20 protein-coding genes and 2 pseudogenes are annotated in these 20,155 nt (G+C 40.4%); 21 read left to right on the top strand and 1 reads right to left on the bottom strand.

Annotated elements, in window-relative coordinates; genetic code table 11:
- The 13 genes and pseudogenes from BM159_RS11985 to tnpA form a co-directional block, all read left to right on the top strand.
- Positions 1-192, top strand: a 192-nt coding sequence (locus BM159_RS11985) for a hypothetical protein (RefSeq protein WP_177205988.1), incomplete at its 5' end; no start/stop codon positions are given.
- A gap of 52 nt (positions 193-244) precedes the next feature.
- Positions 245-1,177: a glycosyltransferase family 2 protein gene (locus tag BM159_RS09055; protein WP_093913925.1), complete on the top strand. Its 933-nt coding sequence runs from the start codon at positions 245-247 to the stop codon at positions 1,175-1,177.
- Positions 1,178-1,228: 51 nt separating this feature from the next.
- A complete protein-coding gene (locus BM159_RS09050) occupies positions 1,229-3,118 on the top strand; it encodes an alginate lyase family protein (RefSeq protein WP_093913924.1) in 1,890 nt (629 codons plus the stop codon).
- A 39-nt stretch (positions 3,119-3,157) separates the two neighbouring features.
- Positions 3,158-3,325, top strand: coding sequence for a hypothetical protein (locus BM159_RS11850; protein ID WP_218149561.1), 168 nt, complete (start codon positions 3,158-3,160; stop codon positions 3,323-3,325).
- A 103-nt stretch (positions 3,326-3,428) separates the two neighbouring features.
- Positions 3,429-5,039: an AAA family ATPase gene (locus BM159_RS09045; protein ID WP_093913923.1), complete on the top strand. Its 1,611-nt coding sequence runs from the start codon at positions 3,429-3,431 to the stop codon at positions 5,037-5,039.
- A 366-nt stretch (positions 5,040-5,405) separates the two neighbouring features.
- A complete protein-coding gene (locus tag BM159_RS09040) occupies positions 5,406-5,669 on the top strand; it encodes a transposase (protein ID WP_093913922.1) in 264 nt (87 codons plus the stop codon).
- Between the two features lie 32 nt (positions 5,670-5,701).
- Complete coding sequence (locus tag BM159_RS09035) at positions 5,702-6,088, top strand: IS3 family transposase (protein ID WP_342745756.1); 387 nt, start codon at positions 5,702-5,704, stop codon at positions 6,086-6,088.
- A 130-nt stretch (positions 6,089-6,218) separates the two neighbouring features.
- Positions 6,219-6,920, top strand: a pseudogene (locus BM159_RS09030) (transposase); the annotation flags it as partial.
- A gap of 23 nt (positions 6,921-6,943) precedes the next feature.
- Positions 6,944-7,684, top strand: a complete 741-nt coding sequence (locus BM159_RS09025) for an ATP-binding protein (RefSeq protein ID WP_093913920.1) — start codon at positions 6,944-6,946, stop codon at positions 7,682-7,684.
- Between the two features lie 403 nt (positions 7,685-8,087).
- Positions 8,088-9,923, top strand: a complete 1,836-nt coding sequence (locus tag BM159_RS09020; RefSeq protein ID WP_093913919.1) for a phosphoethanolamine transferase — start codon at positions 8,088-8,090, stop codon at positions 9,921-9,923.
- 62 nt (positions 9,924-9,985) lie between these two features.
- Entirely contained in the window at positions 9,986-11,002 is a 1,017-nt protein-coding gene (gene galE, locus BM159_RS09015) for a UDP-glucose 4-epimerase GalE (protein ID WP_093913918.1), read from the top strand.
- Between the two features lie 51 nt (positions 11,003-11,053).
- Positions 11,054-11,956, top strand: coding sequence for a sugar phosphate nucleotidyltransferase (locus BM159_RS09010; RefSeq protein WP_093913917.1), 903 nt, complete (start codon positions 11,054-11,056; stop codon positions 11,954-11,956).
- 342 nt (positions 11,957-12,298) lie between these two features.
- Complete coding sequence (gene tnpA / locus BM159_RS09005) at positions 12,299-12,766, top strand: IS200/IS605 family transposase (protein ID WP_093913916.1); 468 nt, start codon at positions 12,299-12,301, stop codon at positions 12,764-12,766.
- Positions 12,767-13,199: 433 nt separating this feature from the next.
- On the opposite strand, the gene BM159_RS09000 is transcribed toward tnpA, so the two are convergent.
- Positions 13,200-13,514, bottom strand: a complete 315-nt coding sequence (locus tag BM159_RS09000) for a hypothetical protein (protein WP_093913915.1) — start codon at positions 13,512-13,514, stop codon at positions 13,200-13,202.
- A 47-nt stretch (positions 13,515-13,561) separates the two neighbouring features.
- On the opposite strand from BM159_RS09000, the gene BM159_RS08995 reads away from it, so the two are divergent.
- From BM159_RS08995 to rfbB, 8 genes and pseudogenes are all read left to right on the top strand, one after another.
- The gene (locus BM159_RS08995) at positions 13,562-14,248 is read left to right on the top strand and encodes an AAA family ATPase (protein WP_093913914.1); all 687 of its coding nucleotides are present in this window, start codon (positions 13,562-13,564) and stop codon (positions 14,246-14,248) included.
- Between the two features lie 475 nt (positions 14,249-14,723).
- On the top strand, positions 14,724-16,133 hold the full coding sequence (locus BM159_RS08990; protein ID WP_177205987.1) for a ribonuclease III domain-containing protein: 1,410 nt from the start codon (positions 14,724-14,726) through the stop codon (positions 16,131-16,133).
- A 247-nt stretch (positions 16,134-16,380) separates the two neighbouring features.
- Positions 16,381-17,022, top strand: coding sequence for a hypothetical protein (locus BM159_RS08985; protein ID WP_093913912.1), 642 nt, complete (start codon positions 16,381-16,383; stop codon positions 17,020-17,022).
- Positions 17,006-17,296, top strand: a complete 291-nt coding sequence (locus BM159_RS08980; RefSeq protein ID WP_093913911.1) for a hypothetical protein — start codon at positions 17,006-17,008, stop codon at positions 17,294-17,296. Before BM159_RS08985 ends, BM159_RS08980 begins: the two co-directional genes overlap by 17 nt.
- A gap of 57 nt (positions 17,297-17,353) precedes the next feature.
- Complete coding sequence (locus tag BM159_RS08975) at positions 17,354-17,965, top strand: hypothetical protein (RefSeq protein WP_093913910.1); 612 nt, start codon at positions 17,354-17,356, stop codon at positions 17,963-17,965.
- A gap of 91 nt (positions 17,966-18,056) precedes the next feature.
- Positions 18,057-18,191: pseudogene (locus BM159_RS12245) on the top strand (UDP-galactopyranose mutase); the annotation flags it as partial.
- Between the two features lie 115 nt (positions 18,192-18,306).
- Positions 18,307-19,065: a DUF4422 domain-containing protein gene (locus tag BM159_RS08970; RefSeq protein ID WP_093913929.1), complete on the top strand. Its 759-nt coding sequence runs from the start codon at positions 18,307-18,309 to the stop codon at positions 19,063-19,065.
- A 75-nt stretch (positions 19,066-19,140) separates the two neighbouring features.
- Positions 19,141-20,151, top strand: coding sequence for a dTDP-glucose 4,6-dehydratase (gene rfbB / locus BM159_RS08965; RefSeq protein ID WP_093913909.1), 1,011 nt, complete (start codon positions 19,141-19,143; stop codon positions 20,149-20,151).
- The last annotated feature ends 4 nt before the right edge of the window (positions 20,152-20,155 follow it).

Raw genomic sequence — 20,155 nt, 5'->3', positions numbered from 1 at the left:
AAGGCAGAACAGGCCAAGGCAGAAGTCGCAAGGAAGCTGACAGAAACGGAAACAACATTAAAAAAAGAACTTGAAATTACATATAAACAACATGCGGAAATATCAGGAAAACTCATTAAATGTGAACAGGCATTATCACAGGAACGTAAAATATACCTAATGAAATTACTGGAATTGCAAAAAAAAAAGTAACTACTTAAGAGCCTGTACTCATGAACGTTCTGAAGTATTTATTTCTATTATATTGCCATGCTATAATGTTTCACAATTTCTTGGCGAGTGTTTGCAGAGTATTTTGAAACAAAGTTTTAGCAATTTCGAAATTATTGCGGTGGATGATGGCTCAACTGATGATACGGGACAACTTTTGGAACAATTTCATAAAAAAGATCAAAGAATCAAGGTCATCCGCCAAGATAATTCAGGATTAGGTGCGGCTCGTAATAAAGGTTTCGAATTTGCTTCAGGGAAATACACTTTATTTATTGACTCAGATGATTTTATTGAAGATGGTCTTCTTGAAAATGTTGTTCATACAGCTGAGAATACAGATGCCGATATTGTTTTATTTGGTGCAAGAACTTATAACAACATAACGAAAGTGTATGGTCAATTCAAATTTCTGCCAGACAAACGAATTTTTGGAAATAGCAAGGTAGTTAATAGGAAAAATTGTCCTGATAAAATTATGCAAATTGCAAATGTTCCAGTTTGGAATAAATTGTATCGTACGGAATTTCTACGTAACGAAAACTTATCGTTTCAAACTTTGCACAATAATGAAGATGTAATGTTTGTGCTTTCATCTTTTTGTTTGGCGGCGCGAATAGCCTATTTAGATCAGATTTTTTATAATTATCGAAGAGGATTACCAAATGCTTTAACAAGTAAAAAAACGCTTCACCCGCTGTGTTTTATTACCGCGATAGAATCTTTATATGATAAACTGCATGAAAAAGGTGTTTTTTGTGAAGTAGAAAAAAGCTTTGTTAATATTGCTGTAAGTTTATGCTTTTATCAAATTAATTCCATGCAAGAGAAAGAAGTGCAAAAACTTATTAAAGAAGAATTGAGCCAGAAGCATTGGAAACGAATGAAGGTGACAGAATATCCAGATTCATATTATGACGAAATTGGAAAAAGAAATTTTATACGAAGTTTCATTTTGGAACCTTAACAAATAATCAAAATAATGAATTAATAACTATTAGGAGATTTGAAGAATTAAATGCTTGACAGGGAAAAAACAAATAGTAATTTAGTGGAAAACAAACGGTTAAAATCCGCATTGGCAAAATTGCAGTTTATGGATGAAAATTTTGCGGACTCAATTCAGCTAACATCAGGCTGGCTGCATGATTTTGTATGTCCTAAATGTACGACGCTGATGAGTTTTGATGTAATAACAAAAAATGTTTCTGGAGATACAAAATTCTGCTGTCCAAATTGCAAAACAGAAGCGTCGGGGCAAAAGTATTATGAAGCATGGGTTTATCAATACCGCCGATACTTTGCGGAAAACATGGATAACGTAATCGTGTGCGCCCTTGCCGGAGAAGATAAGGCGTTGCAATTTCTGAATAGGTATATTGATTTTTATGCTGACTTTTACAATTCTTTCCCAATTCATGGACAGCATGCCGGGAAAGGAAAAATAATGGCCCAGTCGCTGGATGAAGCGGTTTGGGGTATTTACGTATTAAAAGCTGTTTATTATTGTCGTGGTTTTTTAGACGCGCAAAAGCTTGAAGAATGGTATGTGAAACTGTTTGGGCCAATGGCGGAGTTTCTTATTCCCCAGGTTACGAGTTATAACAATATTTCTGTCTGGCTTCTGTCCTGCATAGGAATGGCAGGTCTTGTTTTTGATAAAAAAGATTTAGTTAATTTTGCATTAGACAGTAAATTTGGCTTATATGAACAGTTGGAAAAGGGTCTGACAAAGGACTTCCTGTGGTATGAGGGTTCCCTGCACTACCATTATTATATGTTAGAGGGCCTGACTTATTTTTGTGAGCTTTATGTTGATTGTGAGCCTAAAAGTAAAATGCTGCTGATGCTGGATAAAATGTATCAGGCGCCAATGGGACTGACCTATGATACCTGTCGTATTTTATCCTTAAATGACGGTTGGTATCCTCTGACTTTGAAAGATTATGCGAAGCAGATTATGCAGGCAGCTGCAATCTGTCAAAGCAAGCCGTTGTTAGATCAGGTGGCGGTAATCAGAGATAAATTCCCGGAAGTTTTTGACGAACCGACTTCCTTATTGTATGAAAACAAAATCTTTAATAATATCCGTTTATTTTTTGACGATCATATAGTAATGTTGCAGAAACCGTTCCCCGTGCTGCTGAAAAGCGGTTCCTGCGTTGCAAACCATATGCACAGGGATTTCCTGTCTGTTATTATTCCTCCGTTTTCGGCAGATTTGGGATCGCCGGGCTATGGCTCTTTAATCAACGATTCATGGTACAGGGCGTCCCTGTCCCATAATACCATAAGCGTTGACGGGGGACAGCCGAAAAAGTTAATGAAGACAAAGATTACCAAAATTGCCGGCGGAATTGAAGCAAGTGTCGAAGATTGGCCCGGAATCAGGAATATAAAACGTAGCCTGACGGAAGAAAGTAATGCCGTGAAAGACTGTTTAGAAATACAATCTGATACAGAACATCTATATGATTGGCTTTTCCACTGCGAAGGAGAGGCGGAATACAGTTTAGAAAATGTGGCTGTTGAGTCATTGGGAAAAAGTTATGAATTGTTTTATCAAGTACGAAAAGTGGTTTCAGAAAAAGCTTTTTGTGCTGTTTTTAAAGACCATGATGGAAGAAAACTTACCATTAATATTCCATATGTGCCGGGTATCGAAATCTATACTGCAATGACGCCTGGCAATCCGGCGGATCATTTAAGGAACACCTTGCTGTTACGTACGAAAGGGAAAGAAGTTAAGTTTACCGTAATGTATTCTCTGGATATTTCTGAAAAAGAAAAGTCAAAAGAGAGCTTTGACTTGGAGACATTGAAGAAAAAGGTCAGAAATCTGGAACGGGAACTACATGGTAAAAAAAGAGGAAAGGTGTGTAGAGTGCGTAGAAGTTTGTGGAATTAAAAAATTATTGAAAAAACAGATTATAAAAAAGTTCGCGCTTTGGCCGTAACGGACATGGTGGAAAATGCCTACAATTTTGAAGGCCGCCGGTATGATGTGGGTGACAAGCAGTTTTTTTTGGAAGCCACGGTGGAATATGCCCTGCGCAGACTGGAATTGCGGGAAAAGTTTGTGGCATATTTAAAAGATGTGGTAAGATGTTTTTGATAAGGGGTTGCTTTTTTGCAGTCCCTTTTTGTCAAACTGTTTAAATTTAGCAACCATAAGATGAACGTGCTGGCGGAAGTTAAGAACAAAAGGTCAATGAAAAATGAAGATAAAAAAGTTGCATTTAAAAGGGTATAAAAGATTTCACGATTTAACAATTGACTTAGGTGCAAATCCTGCGCGTATTATTGCTCTTGTCGGACCGAATGGTTGTGGAAAGAGTAGTGTTTTTGACAGCATGTTATTTGTGAATAACAATTTTTCCCCTATTGGCAACCAAGGGAATTCCAAAAGTTATACTTACCATTCACTAACTAACAATCCTGGCTATAACTATCAAAATATTGAGATTGTTTTTGACGAAGGAACATTTGAGGATGTTTTTTATAGAAAACAGGAGACTGGTGAACAAAATATAGTTTTTTCTTTTAGGAGTTCGTTTCGCTATAATGGCACACTTGATGTTAGAAACTCAGAAGCAGTAAGTGATTTACGGACAAATAATTATGGAGCATCTTCAGCTTCTGATTTGGATCAGCGCATTGAACAAAATTACCGGCGTTTAAAAATTAAATATGAAAAATATAGAGATGAAAATGATGTGCGTCCTTCAGAGGCAAAAAGGCATGTAATTGATGAATTAAATGTAGCTATACAAAATTGTATTTCATTAACAATTGACAATCTTGGAAGTATTGATTCGGGACAAGGCGCAATTTTCTTTTCTAAAGATGACACACCGAAAGCGTTTAGTTATAATGTTCTGTCTTCGGGTGAGAAGGAAGTAGTTGATATTTTACTGGATTTATATCTTCGGAAAGATGTCTATACTGACTCAATATATATTATTGATGAACCTGAACTACATTTGAATACGGCAATTCAGAGGAAACTATTGTTTGAAATTAACAAAATGGTACCTAAAAACTGCCAGATTTGGATTGCGACCCATAGTATTGGTTTTTTGCGTGCCTTGCAGGAAGAACTGAATGCAGAATCGCAAATTATTAAATTTAGTGAAGAAAACAAATGGGCATCACAGACATATGAATTACGACCTTTGGTTAAATGTCGGTCTACTTGGAAAGAGTTATTTCAAACGGCGTTAGATGATCTTACGAACTTGGTTGCACCTAAAAGAATAATCTATTGCGAAGGACGGGACAGACCATCGTCTATGGGGTGCGAACAAGGGCTTGACGCCAATGTTTTCAATACAATTTTTGGTGAAAAATATCCAGAGACCTTATTTGTTTCTAGTGGTGGAAATACTGAACTTGATCAGCGAAGCGAATTTGCAATAGTAATTCTTTCAAAAGTGTTTTCAAATATTGAAATATTAGTTTTAAAAGACAGAGATATGGCTTCGGGTAGAATTGTTGAGGAAGGCCAACGACAGTGTTATTTACAGAATAATTCTTCTAATCACCGAGTACTTAAACGATTTGAATTAGAAAATTATTTGTATGATAAAGAAGTTCTTATAAAATACTGCTCTCTAAATAAATTGGTTTTTAATGAAACCGAATATGATAATTTTGTGACGGATATCGTCAACCAGAACGTTAAAGATGCGACTGGGCGTATTAAAAATATTTGCGGTATTAGAACCAGTATTAACCCAGAAGTTTTTAAAAGAAATTTGGCTAAGTGTGTTGATAATTCTATGAAGGTATATGAAGAACTTGAACGGGTAATTTTCCACCGAGAATAGTTATACGTAAGCACCTAATAACATACTGCCTTGACGCATGAAAAAAGACCGGCGTTGGCCGGTCGGCAAAACATGTCTTTAATTTTATTTTTTCACTCCAGGGCAACAATTTTTCTAACGATAACGTATAATATATTTCGCGCTAACACTGCAAGTCAACTCCAAACTAAGCAAAGACGTGAGCTGCATTGAGGACAATTATCGAAACTACAGCTCTTAAAAAAGTTCGTGCTTTAGGTGTGCGCACTTTTTTATTCCAAAAGTGATATGAAAATATCAGTAAGTATGACCTGCTCCCCAAAAACTGAACCACTCTGAACTTTAGTCTGGCTGTGGTATAATTACCACAAAGGGGGATTAAAGGCCATGAAAAATCGTTTCACAGAAGAGCAGATCATCAAGGCACTTAAAGAGCATGAGGGAGGCAGGCCAGCTACCGACATTGTCCGGGAGCTGGGAATCGCTGAACAGACTTTTTACAACTGGAAACGAAAATACGGTGATATGAACGTTTCAGAAATCAAAAGGCTGAAGCAGCTCGAAGCCGAAAACGCAAAGCTCAAAGAACTTGTTGCCGATCTTTCGCTGGATAACAAGATCCTGAAGGACGTTATCTCAAAAAACTCGTAACGCCTGCAGCGAAACGTGCAACATGTGAAAGAATCCAAAAGGACTTTCACATCAGCGAACGCAGAGCTTGCAGGCTGATAGGAATATCTCGCAGCACGAAGCGTTACGAGCCCAGGGACAATTCCGAAGAGGAAAAGATTACGGAGTCCATGCAAGCGATAGCATCTTGCTGGAAACGGTTTGGATACCGTCGTATCAATATGATGCTTCAAAGAGAAGGCATCCATATTAATCATAAAAAGGTTTATCGCCTCTACAAAAAGGCCGGCCTTGCTCTTAAGCGAAAACTTAAGCGAAAGATTTATGCAAAACGTGGAACGCCGGACAGAAGCCATCTTCTGGGTCCTAATGACCGCTGGTCCATGGACTTTGTCAGTGATATTACCGTTATGAATATTCCGGCCTCCGTGTCCACGTAGTCCGGCATTAGGAAACCGCCATTCCGGAAGAACGGAAACCGCTGTTCCGGTAGTGGAAACCATGAATTATTTTCCTTAGAATAATATTATGCGCTAACCGCGTAAATATTTTCTAAGGAGGGTCAGAAATATGACCAAGTACCGTGAGATTCTCAGGCTTGCCAGCCTGGGTCTCAGCCAACAAAGCATTGCAGACAGCTGCGGTGCCTCTAAGAAAACTGTTAACCGTATTCTCAAACATGCCAAAGAAATCAATCTGTATTGGCCGTTAGATGAAAACGAAACAGATGCTGTCATTGCAGAGAAATTATTTCCCTCTGCTCCGGTTAAAATATCCTCTGGTAAGAAGATGCCGGACTTCGACTACATCCAGAAGGAGTTGCTCCGGAACGGAGTCAACAAAAAACTTCTCTGGACAGAATACTTAGAGGAGTGCCGGCTGTCCGGTGAAACGCCCCTCATGTATTCACAGTTCTGCTATCATATCCAACAAGATGAGCAGAAACGCCGTGCTACCATGCACATCAGCCGCAAACCGGGCGAGCAGATTGAAGTGGACTGGGCCGGAGACCCGGCGCAAATCATCGACCCGGACACCGGCGAGATTACGAAAGCCTGGCAGTTTGTAGGCGTTATGACCTACAGCCAGTATCCCTACGTGGAAGCTTTTCTTAACGAGAAGCAACAGGCCTGGATTACCGCCCATGTTCATATGTATGAATATTTTGGCGGCGTAACCCGCATTCTTGTACCGGACAACTGCAAAACCGCAGTCATCCATACCAACGACTGGTATAACCAGCAGGTCAACGCGGTGTACCATGAGATGGCAGTACTGTAGATAAATTACTGGAAATGCGCCTGACCTCTATGTCAGATGCATATATTACACAGACCAGCGATCCGAAAATGAAAGAGGTTTCTTTCGAAGACCGGTTCGCTCTTCTGGTAGATATTGAATATAATAACCGGAAAAGCAACGGGCTGAAAAGCCTTAACCGCAATGTCGGGTTCGACCAGCCGGAAGCTTATATTTCGGATATCAACTATATGTCCGGTCGCAAGCTGAACCGCAACTTAATTGAACGGTTGGCAACCTGCGAGTATATTACAGAGTACCAGAATATTTTCATTATCGGCGCTACCGGAAGCGGAAAAACCTATATGGCCTGTGCTTTTGGCATGGAAGCCTGCAAGCAGCGGTACAAGACCAAATATGTCCGCCTTCCGGATATGTTGCTGGAACTGGATATGGCTCGTTCCGAAGGGAACTATAAGAAAGTGTTGGCAAAATATGCCAAATCCGTATTGCTGATTCTTGACGAATGGCTTCTATTGAAACCTACTGAAACAGAACAGCACGATATTCTGGAACTGCTTCATCAAAGAAGGAAAAGATCTTCAACAATTTTCTGCTCACAATACGACCCTGCCGGTTGGTACGATCAGCTTGGTGGAGACGAAAGCCCATTGGCAGAAGCAATTTTGGACAGGATTAAACACGATGCTTATAAGATCAATATTGTTCCTGCCGATGCAACCCAGTACCGCTCTATGAGAGAAGTGTACGGGATGGATCCGGCAAAGAGCGAATAAAACTGTTTACCAATTTTGGCGACCGTCTGTCTCAGAGATAATTATTCTGGGACAGCGGCTCCGCCGCATTAATACAATACCGGTTTCCTGACGCCGGACTGTTGGTTTCCAATTTACCGGACAGGCGGTTTCACCGCACCGGAATATTCACACTTTAGGATAATTCTTTTCTTCCCGTGCTGTTTCCAAGGTGATTCATAATTTTTTGATGATCCTTTTTTGACTGGGCAACGTTATTTATTGACTACATAAATAATGCAATGTTTGGCAGTTTACTAATGAGACAGACATCACTGTCGTATCTTCTTGAAGAAAAAGAATTAAAACAGCTGCCCCGAATTTTAAAAAACTATTCAAAAAGTCATAGTTCTATTTTGGTTGAATTTAGAAAAGAGGCCCCTCGTTGATTAGCAATCTTGGAAAATCCATTTTGTTACATTTAAAAGGTCATTTTGAAAATGTAGGTGTTTGGAAAGAGAGTTTTTTTGTTTTACTGTTTTTGTTTATTCCTATGTTTGTAACTTTTTATGTTACAGATATTAATTTTATTTCGATTAATCGAAAATTGCTTTTGAGTTTTGGTAAAAACAGCATATTTACATATTTTCTAATAGTATTATTAAGGCGGGGGTACCCTTTTAAAAATTCAAAAAATGCATTCTTGACGTCATTGTTAGTTCCTTTGCTTTGGACTATCATCTATTCTTATCTGTTTGGCTATTATAAGAATTACACGAGTTATTTTTATAATTATTTTGGCGCTAACATGTTGTTCGTTTTTTGTTATTCTCTCAGTTACATTTATAGAAGCATTAGTGTTAAAATGTTTATTAAACGAATTATTTCTTTTTGTTATACGATTTTTCTGTTTGTCTGTGCGCTTCCACCTGTTACATGTTTTGTTTATTTTAGAAAATATCATCGCCCTATAGATGATTTTTCTTTTATGTCGATTTTAGGTACTAATTTCACGGAAGCAAAAGAATATTTGTTAACCATATTTTCACAAAATGAAATAATGATGTTTGCAGTGTCGTTATGCGGAATCTTTGCTATATTATATTATGTGGTTAGTAATTTTAGCAAAATAAAAGTTACAGATTCTGAAATTGCTTTAGGCACTTTTTTAGTGTGTGTATTAGCCTCAACAGGCATTTTTTACCATTATCATTTGAAAATTTTCCCGTTCGACCGATATAAGTCGCTGTACAGATTAGACGGAGGACCATTATATGTTTTTTCTGAGTTTAAAAAAAATGTGCATCGGAATGCGGGTACAGTTCAAATTTTGAAAAATGATAGTCAGAAACCACAAACGGTTATTTTGGTTATTGGAGAAAGCGCAAATCGGGATTTTATGTCATCTTTTAACAGCGAATTAAAAGAAAATACGACTCCCTGGGAACGAAGCATGCGCCGTTCCAAAAGCTTTATTTTTTTTGATAAGGCGTATTCGAACTTTTCAAATACGGTTATGGCCTTATCGCATGCCCTGACAAACGTGAATCAGTACAATGGCATAGAATTAAAACAGGCAGTTACAATATTGGATATAGCTAAAAAAAACGGGTATGATACTTACTGGATTTCCACTCAGGGGAAGGGTTCGATTTGGGATGCTGGCATTACCGTAATAGCAAATCAGGCTGACAACGTAAAATGGCTTAGAGGATATGACATTGCTGTTGTAAAAGCATTAAACAGTGTCGATAAAAGTAGGAATAATTTTATCGTAATCCATATTAGTGGAAGTCATCATAACTATGCTAAACGTTTTCCCGCAGCGTTTAGCCAAAAAGGTGTTATAGCAGATTCGTCAGATAACAGGGATTACAAATACAGCTTATTATATACAGACGAAGTGTTAAAAAAAATCTTTCAATATGCGAATAGAAAATTATCGTTGAAAGCAATGGTATATTGTTCGGATCATGGGGAGGACATGGAATATTGTCATGTTTCTGATCCTTTCTTTTATTCAATGGTTCGTATTCCGTTATGGATATATTTGTCACCGGATTATGTAAACAAATATCCGGAAACTTTTGACCGGTTAAACAATAATCGAAATAAAGTTTTTACTAATGATTTGCTTTTTGATATGATGCATGGTATATTGCAATGTAAATCTAATTATTATGAACAAAAATACGATTTGACTCAGGCCGAATATTTTCTGACAAAAGAAAATGCAAGAACAATGCATGGGGAAAGAAGGATTTCAGATGATCCGGAATAATAATAAAACATATTTTAATTGATTTTTAGTATTTATAGAAACTGAAATTAAGGTGCGCACATATGAACATTTTGCTTGCCGGCGGAGCCGGATACATCGGTTCCCATACTGCGGTGTCGTTATTGGATTCAGGCCACGAAGTAGTTATTGTTGATAACTATTGTAACAGCAGTCCGGTAGCGGTAAAACGTATCGAAGAAATTACCGGGAAAAAGGTAATTTCGTATGATGCCGATGTAAAGGACAATGTGGCAATCAATATAATTATGCAGCAAAATAAAATCGACTGCGTGATTCATTTTGCCGGATTGAAAGCGGTAGGGGAATCGGTACAGAAACCTATTGAGTATTACCGGAACAATATAGATACCACATTGACTTTGCTGGAATGCATGCGGGAAAACGGAGTCCATAATTTTGTTTTTTCTTCTTCCGCTACCGTATATGGGGAAAAGAATCCCATTCCTTATATTGAAACCATGGAGCGGGGGCGTTGCTCTAACCCCTATGGCTGGACGAAGTCCATGATGGAACAGATTCTGGAGGATGCGGCAAAAGCGGATAAAAATCTTTCCGTTGTGTTACTCCGTTATTTTAATCCCATTGGCGCCCATGAATCGGGGCGTATTGGTGAAGATCCACAGGGTATTCCCAATAACCTAATGCCGTATATCGCCCAGGTAGCCGTTGGACGCCGTGACCATTTAACGATTTTTGGGCAGGATTATGCTACCCCCGACGGCACTTGCCGTCGCGATTATATCCATGTTATGGATCTGGCGGACGGGCACGGCAAAGCGGTGGAATACGCTGCGAGCCATAAAGGTTGTGAGGTGTTTAACCTGGGAACCGGCACTCCCTACAGTGTGCTGGAAATTGTCCGTGCCTTTGAAGAAGGCAACGGCGTCAGAATACCCTATGAATTTGGCCCCAGGCGGGAAGGGGACCTGCCGGAGTTCTGGGCCAATTCGGATAAAGCGCAGCAAGTTTTGAAATGGAAACCGGTTCATACCCTGGAAGACATGTGCAGGGATACCTGGAACTGGCAGAAAAACAATCCGAACGGGTATAATAGTTAAGTCGTTAGGTTAGCTAATAAAAATATAAAATTTGTAAAGGAGACACTATCTGTGAACAAAACGTTGGTAATTTTAGCTGCGGGCATTGGTTCCCGCTTTGGCGGCGGTATTAAACAATTGGAGCCGGTGGATGACTGCGGCCACATTATTATTGATTATTCTATTCACGATGCCATCGAGGCCGGGTTTAATAAAATTGTTTTTATTATCCGTCATGATATTGAAAAGGATTTCCGTGAAGTGATTGGCAGCCGGATTGAAAAAATATGTGGCGCCCATAATGTGAAAGTGGCATACGCCTTTCAGGAATTGTCGGATATTCCTGATTTCGCCGGCAGGGAAAAAGCGGCAGGCCGGACCAAGCCCTGGGGTACCGGGCATGCAGTGCTTGCCTGTGACGGCCTTCTGGATTCCCCCTTTTGCGTAATCAATGCCGATGATTATTATGGCAAAGAGGGGTTTGTAAAAGCCGCGCAATTCTTGGACAAGGGACAGTACGGGCTGGTTGGTTATGTGTTAAAGAACACCTTATCCGATAACGGCGGCGTGACCCGGGGCATTTGCGCTGTGCAGGACGGGAAACTCACCGGCATTACGGAAACGAAAAATATCATAAAAACAGCCGACGGCGCAGAGGCGAACGGCTTTGCGGTTGATACGGAATCGCTGGTGTCTATGAATTTCTGGTGCTATCCCCAGGCGTTTATGGAGGTCTTGAAAAAAGGCTTCCCTGTATTTTTGGAAAACCTGTCTGATCCAATGAAAGACGAATATTTGCTTCCCATTATTGCGGATGGCATGTTAAAAGAAGGGGTAGCGTTTACCGTTCTGTCCTCCCATGACCGTTGGTTTGGCGTCACATACAAAGAAGATAAGCCGGCTGTGGTAAACAGTTTCAGAAAACTGATTGCTGAAGGGGTTTATAAGGAAGATTTGTATGGGGATTTAGACTGATAGTTCATTTCCTTCCGGCAGGAGTCCTGAAGCGTGCGCTGGAATGCGCTGCAATACATGTTAAGAAGGTCAGATCAGCAATAACCCTTTGAAAATGTTGCCGGTTTTATTGATAAGACCAATTTTTTCATTGCCGGCTATTGACATATCTCCCATTAGATATAAAATATAGAATTGTAGTTAATTTTACTACAATTCTATATTTTTGGGGCTTTAGCGCCAATAAACCCCCGGTTCAACCGGGGGTCGGTAAAGAATACTTTAGTAAACGGAAGAGAAAACCTCCTGTGATAAGATTGGTGTGGCCTGACAACCACACTATCAAACACAGGAGGTTTTATCATGCAAGATGATGTAAAAAGTTTATCACATAGCAAGTGGAGATGCAAGTATCATATCGTGTTTGCACCGAAATATCGGAGACAAGTAATCTATGGAAAAATCAAAGCAGACGTTGGGAAAATACTGCGCGACTTATGTCAACGAAAAGGAGTAGAAATATTGGAAGCAGAATGTTGCCCTGATCATATCCATATGCTTGTAACCATCCCTCCCCATATAAGCGTGTCAGAGTTCATGGGCTATTTAAAAAGTAAGAGCAGCCTGATGATATTTGACAAATATGCAAATTTAAAATACAAATACGGGAACAGGCATTTCTGGTGCAGAGGGTATTATGTCGATACCGTAGGAAAATATGAGACGGCGATCCGGCAGTACATACGCAATCAGTTGCAAGAAGATATAAGCAACGATCAGATTAGTATGAAAGAATTGTTTGACCCGTTTACGGGTGAGCCGGAGAAATAAGGCATAAAATGAGCCCCCGGGTAGGGGGCTGCCAGTAATAAAAGTGTGATTGTCGGGCCGTTTCGGTGCCCCCTTAAGGGGGCGACCACTGGAGTTAGGCCCTTATAGGGCCTGAGCAAACCACCCGTTCAACGGGTGGTTTTGATTTATACTTAAAATAAAGAAAATAAAAATTTTTAACAATTGTTTGACTATGGTGCATATTCCGGACGGCCGGCATGCGCCTTCCGGTCAGTTCGGCATAAAATTCCGCTGAAAGCGTAAAGGTACAGGGATGATGCGACCATTATGGTGTTGCTGCCCCATGAGCATTTTGAACATTATGTGCGCTATGCTATCGGCCTCGACAATGAGCTGGTACAAATTAAAACGGGTATTATAAACTATCAAGGTCATAATACCCGACCAAGTTAGTAATTGATAGAAACGTAGTTTATTTTGGTGCGCTATCAATCAATTCTTTAATAAGAGTGGACTTGAAAACTATTCCTAATCCAAGCACCTCTTCAGAACATACTTCAAAATGGGACGTTTGAATTGCCTTTAAGCGATTATTTCGAATCATAGTAGAAGATACAATTCCCAGAAGTTTTATCTCTTTAATTCCGAGAGTTATCTTGCCATTTTTAATATTTTCATACGTTAAATCGATATAGACGGGGCTGCCGCTTGACCCGGGAAATACTTGCGCATCAATGATAAAAATAGGTTCTCCGTTGTAGTTGAATTTAGGGTGACTGGCAATCATGCCGGAACGGATTAAAGGCAGATTATTCTTTATATCATATCAATCATTTGGATATCCAACAAAAAATATATTTTCTGCAACGTTTAATTCCGGTTCTTCAAATGTGGCAAACAATGGAAGTTTACACAAGCGATATCAAAGATGACAGTACGGTTCTTTTTTTGACTGTCATGAATCGAAACAAAAAGAATTTTTATCTTAAATTTGAAAAAGCTCATATTTTAAAGGATGTATTTGATTGGATAAAACAAGCATTAGACATTAATTTTCCAGATGTGCCTATTTCAGATTACTACTATCTTTCGAGAGCAGATAATGTCAAGGAAGTATGCAAAGTAATTTCTGCATTCGGTACAGGCATAACTGATTATAAAATGATTGATGTGCAGTTGGAACAAGTACTGGAAACACTGCCCAAAAATCTTCGTGATCGTATTACAGGAGACATTGAGCGGAAACAGGTAGAACACAGGCAAAATAATGACAATGAAAAAAGCATTATGGTAATGAGAAGTAAGTTTGATTTTTTTGCTATAACGGTAAGTAAGGATGAAAAAGTTGAATGTCAGACAATCGAATTTTCACATGGTAAGGATGGTATACTGTTTGAATTATCAGAGGAGTCTGATGGTACGCTAAGAATACTGGACTTATTAGAAGTTTTACTATCAAAGGAGGGTAAAACGTATGTAATTGACGAGTTACAATGCTATAGAGCTTGTTGGAAGAATTGACATTGCAATTGCAAATGAAAAGTCTTACTGTGAAGATATAGTAAAACTTAAAAATGAGGTTGGCAGTAATGTTGGATTGTTAGTCACTGAATTGCGAAGGTGATTTATTAAAGAGAGTGTGAAACTATTTCTGTAAATCAGAGGACGGATGATAGATGAAAACGTATGAGAATGCAATCTTTTGTTAACCCTCTTGTCATCCTACGTAATATCGTATACAATAATATTGCATGGATGGCATGAGGCGTTTTGCCGTATGTATATCATCCTGGTTGCCGGTTTTGGAAAGGGGGCCGGCAGGCAGAGAGATAGCTTACGATAAATCGTTGCAATGGTTTCGATGGATCAGCGCGGGGAACAGGCGTACTGTAACTTCCTCCCGGTGGCAGTATGCGTGTTTTGCGCAAAACAAAGAATCAGATCATGTCCTCCATGTTTATTAACGGCAAATGTCGGAATGCATGGAGGTATTTTTATGTTAGAAAACAAGTTGAAGGGAAGCAATAATGTGAAACATAAGCCCTGGCCGGAAAATTGTGCATGGCCCGAACCACTCAGAGACGGAGCAGGTATGGCCTGGGAAGAAGACTTTATTCCGGATTCTCTGGACGAAATAGCGCAGGACCTGGTGGACATCAAGGACTATTTTGATTCTCTGGTGGAAATCGGGCGTTTGAACGACGATTACACGCTGAATGAAGACTATGATGAGGAAGAGGAACTTGATGAAGACGAAGCGGATGACTGGGAGGAAGAAGCGTTCACTCCGGAGATGGGCGAAGAGTATTGGGATAAAGAGGAACAGTGTTTTGATTATGATATTTGGTTGGATGATCTTTCGGACCACCTGAATCTGTTGAAGATAGATTGTGTGCCGGTTACGGAGAATCCGGTTGTTACGGTGCGTGAGGCCATCGGGTATGAGTTTGTCAATGAAAACCTGCTGCGGCAGGCTTTTACCCGCCGTGCGTTTGCAGTGGAGTACGGGCTCTCCGGCTGTAACGAGGAACTGGAGTTTCTGGGTGACACGGTGCTGAACACGGTGGTAACCCGGGACATGTTGCAGCAGCTTTCCTCGATACAGGAGGAAAAGACCGAGGCGCCGTTTATGGTGCGTTTTCAGGAAGGCGATCTTACGAAGATACGCAGCCGTTTTGTTTCCAAAGAGTTTTTATCGGCTCGTGCTGCAGAACTTGGTTTGGACAGGCTGATTCTGTATGGAACCGGGGAAGAGGCAACGGAAAGCAGCCGGGAAGATATGATGGAGGCTCTTATTGGTGCGGTGACAATAGATTGTGACTGGGATTGGGATATCATTACCGGTGTGGTGGACAAACTGATCTGCGTGCAACTGGAGAAGCCGGATGAGTTTTTGAAAGCCAGTTATTACGACATTTTTAATGCCTGGCATCAGCGGAATTTTGGCACGATGCCGGAGTATGAGGTGCATGGGTATAAGGATTGGTATGATTGCACGTTACGTTACCGCGTGCCTGCCAATGACAAAGAAATTCATCAGTACCAGCGCGTGGATGTGTTCAGGGCACAGAACCGCAGCAAGGCCCGGGAGGAAGCGGCCTGGGATGCGTATCGGTTTGTGATGAACCACGGCCTGTGGGTCAATTTAAAGGAGTCGGGTATTATGCCGGAGCTGGAGAACAGCATTAACCAGCTACAGGAGCTGTATCAGAAAAAATATCTGGCACAGGCTCCGGTCTACGAGTTTGAAGAGCGGGATCTGGATCACTGGTACTGCCGTTGTCGCTGCGACGGTATAAGCGGCGTGGGTCTGGCCCCGGGCAAGACCAAAGCCAAAAAGCAGGCGGCTTTTGAAGTGTTGAAGCAATTGTTTGCCGCGGCTGCAAATTCCGCAAGAAAGGCATGACCATTCTGGAGGAACGGCACGGCATTTAGACGTAGTCTGACAACGAAAGTACTTATAACACGTATTAAATTATTATGCCGTTTTAAGCGGAATTTTATGCCGAAGGGACCGGAATATGCAGTTTTATACGCAGATGGTCGTTTTCATAAAAAAGTTAAGTTTGGGGACTTGTTATCAAACTTTATAGGGAGTATAATAACAAATAAGAAAATGAACTTTCTTAAATGTTTTGAAAGGAGGTGCGGAGATGGCTCAGATTGATAAAGTTTATAGTTATCTGACAGAGAACTACGATTTGAATGAACCCATTTTTTTGTCAGAGCTGAAGATTCCTGATATGAAGTCTGTTTCACTACGCCAGCAGATCAAGAAGCTAACGGAAGATGGAAGACTGAAACGTTTTGATACGGGCATCTATTACCTTCCCAGAAAATCTATGTTCCGTTTCGGGTCTATGCTATCGCCAGATGATGTGATTCGAAAAAAATATCTGGTTGACGATGGCTGTCGTTGCGGTTATCTAAGCGGGATGATGTTTGCCAATCAGCTGGGGATCACGACGCAGGTACCCGTGGTTTACGAGGTGTACACTAATAAAGCGACCACAGATTATCGCGACACTACCATTGGCAGCCAGCGTGTTATTATCAGGCGTCCTTATGTCGAAATTAATGACGGTAACGCGAGCATCCTGCAGTTCCTTGATCTCATGAAGGAGGTCAGAGACATTGCTGAGATTGATGGTACGGAATTGACAGACAGGCTTGTCGGGTACATGAAGGCAAATGACTTGAGTTTTGACATCTTAAAACAGTACTTCCCATATTATCCGGATAGGCTATATAGAAATATGTACGAGGTGGGATTGTTAAATGGCGTGGTTGCATGAGGACAGAGAAGAGTTCAAAAATGCGGTTCTGTTTACTGCCGATCAGAACAGGATTACCCCGGCTGCCGTTGAGAAGGATTATTATGTTATTCATTTATCTAGTTATATAGTCGATGCCAAAAACAGGAATGAGTTGAATGATATAACCTATATGGCATTAACTTCACCAAAAACTATTGAAATCATGCAAGATTTAATTAATGCAACTTTGATAAAAAAAGCAAATGCAACAACAGAGGAAGAAAACGAAGAGAATAAAGAGTCGCAAACGTGAAAATATTGAACTTGCGTTTGATAAGAACCGGCCATTAAATTCAAAATGAATTAAATTATGGAAATGTTATCTTATGAAATCGTTGTCAATTTAACTAAAGATATCTTTGTATTTGCAGCTATGCCGGCTATTTTGGTTTATGTATTTGGCAAATATAAAGAGTTTAAAAAAAAGAATGAGGAAAGAATTTCTGTGTTAAGTGCTTTACATGCCGAACTTTCTTCTCTTGATATGTTAATTTGCAGTAGAGAGGAGCAGTATTTGGAATTTGCTTCCGAGGGTAATAAACATATTTTTTTCCCTTATATCTCTATAACGCTTAACTATTTTTCTGTTTTTGATAATATATCATCCAAATTTGGCTTAATAAATAATCAGGATGCTATTGAACAAATTATCAAATGTTACATTGAAGTTAAAGGCTTGTTCGATGATGTTAAGGATTTAGAATATTATGCAAAACGCATCTTAACCTTTCCGTTTGAAGTTGATGCTACGCAAAGATACAGAGAAGTATTAATTAATAATTATACACAAAATTTGAAGAATATTGTCGATTTTCAACTGCCAATGGTCAAAGGTTTAATTAAACAGAGCTTACAATGTATTGAAGAAGAAAAAAATAAAATAAAATCAAAGAATACACTTAGAGGCTTTTTGTTTGGTTAATGTTATGCGGTTGATAGAGTAGATATGTGCCGCGACAGCTGGAACTGGCAGATGCCGGATTTTGTTTTTCCTCTTTAGATTTTGGGGAGAATACACTAAATATGCAGAACTGGCGAAAAAAGAGAAGGACGTTATTTTTGGTGGCCGGCTGGCGGAGTATAAATATTATGATATGGACGATGTACTAAGAAGCGCGCTTGATTGCGCGAAAAGGGTGTTAGATTAGTATGTATAACGGAAAGGCCATAAACCCTTTGGCAAAGCCAAAGGGTTTTGTTATAATTAAGGAAATACAGGGATACGTCATTAATACGGGAGGCGTGCTGGTGACGCAGTCAGCTATGAACATCAAAATATTAATTGCCATTCATAAACCATACTGGATTCCCGAGGATCCGGTTTACCTTCCTTTGCATGTAGGGCGGGAAGGGAAGCCGGATATTGGCTTTTTGGGAGATAACAGTGGTGACAATATAAGCGGTAAAAATGCTTCGTTCTGTGAACTGACCGGTCTGTACTGGGCGTGGAAAAATCTGGAATCAGATTATGTCGGGCTGGTGCATTACCGTCGCTATTTTACCCGTAAGGAAGTGCGGAATAATGATAAAAAGAAAGCACAGATTCTGGGTAAAGATGAATGGGAAGAACTGTTATCTGCCTTTCCGGTAGTGGTGGCGGATAAGCGGAACTATTACATTGAAACAAACCGCAGTCACTATAATCATGCCCACCCTGCCATCGGGCTGGACGAAACGGAACGGATTATTCAGGAAAGATATCCGGAATACAGCGCCGCGTTTACCAAGGTGATGAACCGGACCTGGGCGCATATGTTCAATATGTTCGTCATGCGGCGGGATCTGTTTGATGCCTATTGTCAGTGGCTGTTTTCTGTTTTATTTGAGTTGGAAAAACGGTTGGATGTTTCTTCCTTTGACCCATATAATCAACGCGTCTTCGGGTTTGTGGGCGAGCGGCTGCTGGATGTATGGCTGGAGAAGAACCGGATTCTATATAAAGAACAGAATGTTTCGTTTATGGAAAAGCAGAACTGGCTGAAAAAGGGCGGTTTGTTTTTAAAACGCAAATTTTTTGGATGACAAAGAATAGTATAGAAAACACTATACATGAACAAAACAATGGATAGTTTTAGAACCCGGTTACTGGGGGTCTGAATGAAAAGCATTATTATAGCCGGCGGCGCCGGCTTTATCGGCTCAAATTTTATTTTTCATATGCGGAAGGCTCACCCGGAATACCGGATCATCTGCCTGGACAAGCTGACCTATGCGGGTAATTTATCCACGTTGCGACCGGTGTTGGAACAACCAAAATTCCGTTTTGTGAAAGGGGATATCTGTGACCGTTCGGGTGTGTACCGGCTGTTTGAAGAAGAGCGCCCGGACATTGTGGTGAATTTTGCTGCGGAAAGCCATGTGGACCGGTCTATTGAGAACCCGCGGATTTTTTTGGAAACCAATATCATTGGCGCCGGTGTCCTGATGGATGCCTGCAGGAAGTATGGAATTGAACGGTACCACCAGGTGTCCACGGACGAGGTGTACGGGGAACTGCCTTTGGATCAGCCGGAGTTGTATTTTACGGAAGAATCACCTTTGCATGCTTCTTCCCCTTACAGCGCATCCAAGGCCGGGGCGGATTTGTTGGTAATGGCTTATTATCGTACATACGGACTTCCCGTGACTATTTCCCGATGCGGAAATAATTATGGGCCGTATCAGTTCCCGGAAAAGCTGATTCCGCTAATGGTCACAAATTGTTTAAACGGTAAACCGCTTCCTGTTTATGGGGACGGGTTAAATGTCCGGGACTGGCTTTATGTTGAAGATCATTGTAAGGCAATTGACCTTATTATCCGCAAAGGCCGTGCGGGTGAAATTTACAACGTCAGTGGTCACAATGAGATGCATAATATTGATATTGTAAAACAGATCTGCAAAGAGCTTGGCAAACCTGAGTCGTTGATTACCTATGTTCCTGATCGGAAAGGGCATGACCGGCGCTATGCCATTGACACATCGAAGATCCGCAATGAACTTGGATGGCAGCCGGAAACGGAATTCACGGACGGAATAAAAAAGACTATTCGCTGGTATGTGGAAAACCGTGATTGGTGGGATGATGCAATCAAACGCGCGCCGGAAAGCGCTGCAATAATATTATAAAGAA

Source organism: Succiniclasticum ruminis DSM 9236 (assembly GCF_900112895.1).
Taxonomy (GTDB): domain Bacteria; phylum Bacillota; class Negativicutes; order Acidaminococcales; family Acidaminococcaceae; genus Succiniclasticum; species Succiniclasticum ruminis.
Note: the sequence above shows the minus strand (reverse complement) of the source record. Positions and strands in the feature narration are given on the sequence as shown.

Coding starts and splice junctions, on each gene's coding strand:
- BM159_RS08980 (WP_093913911.1), top strand. CDS start 17,006: ATGGCGTGGTTGCATGAGGACAGAGAAGAGTTCAAAAATGCGGTTCTG.
- BM159_RS08970 (WP_093913929.1), top strand. CDS start 18,307: ATGAACATCAAAATATTAATTGCCATTCATAAACCATACTGGATTCCC.
- BM159_RS09000 (WP_093913915.1), bottom strand. CDS start 13,514: ATGATTGCCAGTCACCCTAAATTCAACTACAACGGAGAACCTATTTTT.
- BM159_RS09025 (WP_093913920.1), top strand. CDS start 6,944: ATGCGCCTGACCTCTATGTCAGATGCATATATTACACAGACCAGCGAT.
- BM159_RS09050 (WP_093913924.1), top strand. CDS start 1,229: ATGCTTGACAGGGAAAAAACAAATAGTAATTTAGTGGAAAACAAACGG.
- BM159_RS09045 (WP_093913923.1), top strand. CDS start 3,429: ATGAAGATAAAAAAGTTGCATTTAAAAGGGTATAAAAGATTTCACGAT.
- BM159_RS08985 (WP_093913912.1), top strand. CDS start 16,381: ATGGCTCAGATTGATAAAGTTTATAGTTATCTGACAGAGAACTACGAT.
- rfbB (WP_093913909.1), top strand. CDS start 19,141: ATGAAAAGCATTATTATAGCCGGCGGCGCCGGCTTTATCGGCTCAAAT.
- BM159_RS08990 (WP_177205987.1), top strand. CDS start 14,724: ATGTTAGAAAACAAGTTGAAGGGAAGCAATAATGTGAAACATAAGCCC.
- BM159_RS08975 (WP_093913910.1), top strand. CDS start 17,354: ATGGAAATGTTATCTTATGAAATCGTTGTCAATTTAACTAAAGATATC.
- galE (WP_093913918.1), top strand. CDS start 9,986: ATGAACATTTTGCTTGCCGGCGGAGCCGGATACATCGGTTCCCATACT.
- tnpA (WP_093913916.1), top strand. CDS start 12,299: ATGCAAGATGATGTAAAAAGTTTATCACATAGCAAGTGGAGATGCAAG.
- BM159_RS09040 (WP_093913922.1), top strand. CDS start 5,406: ATGAAAAATCGTTTCACAGAAGAGCAGATCATCAAGGCACTTAAAGAG.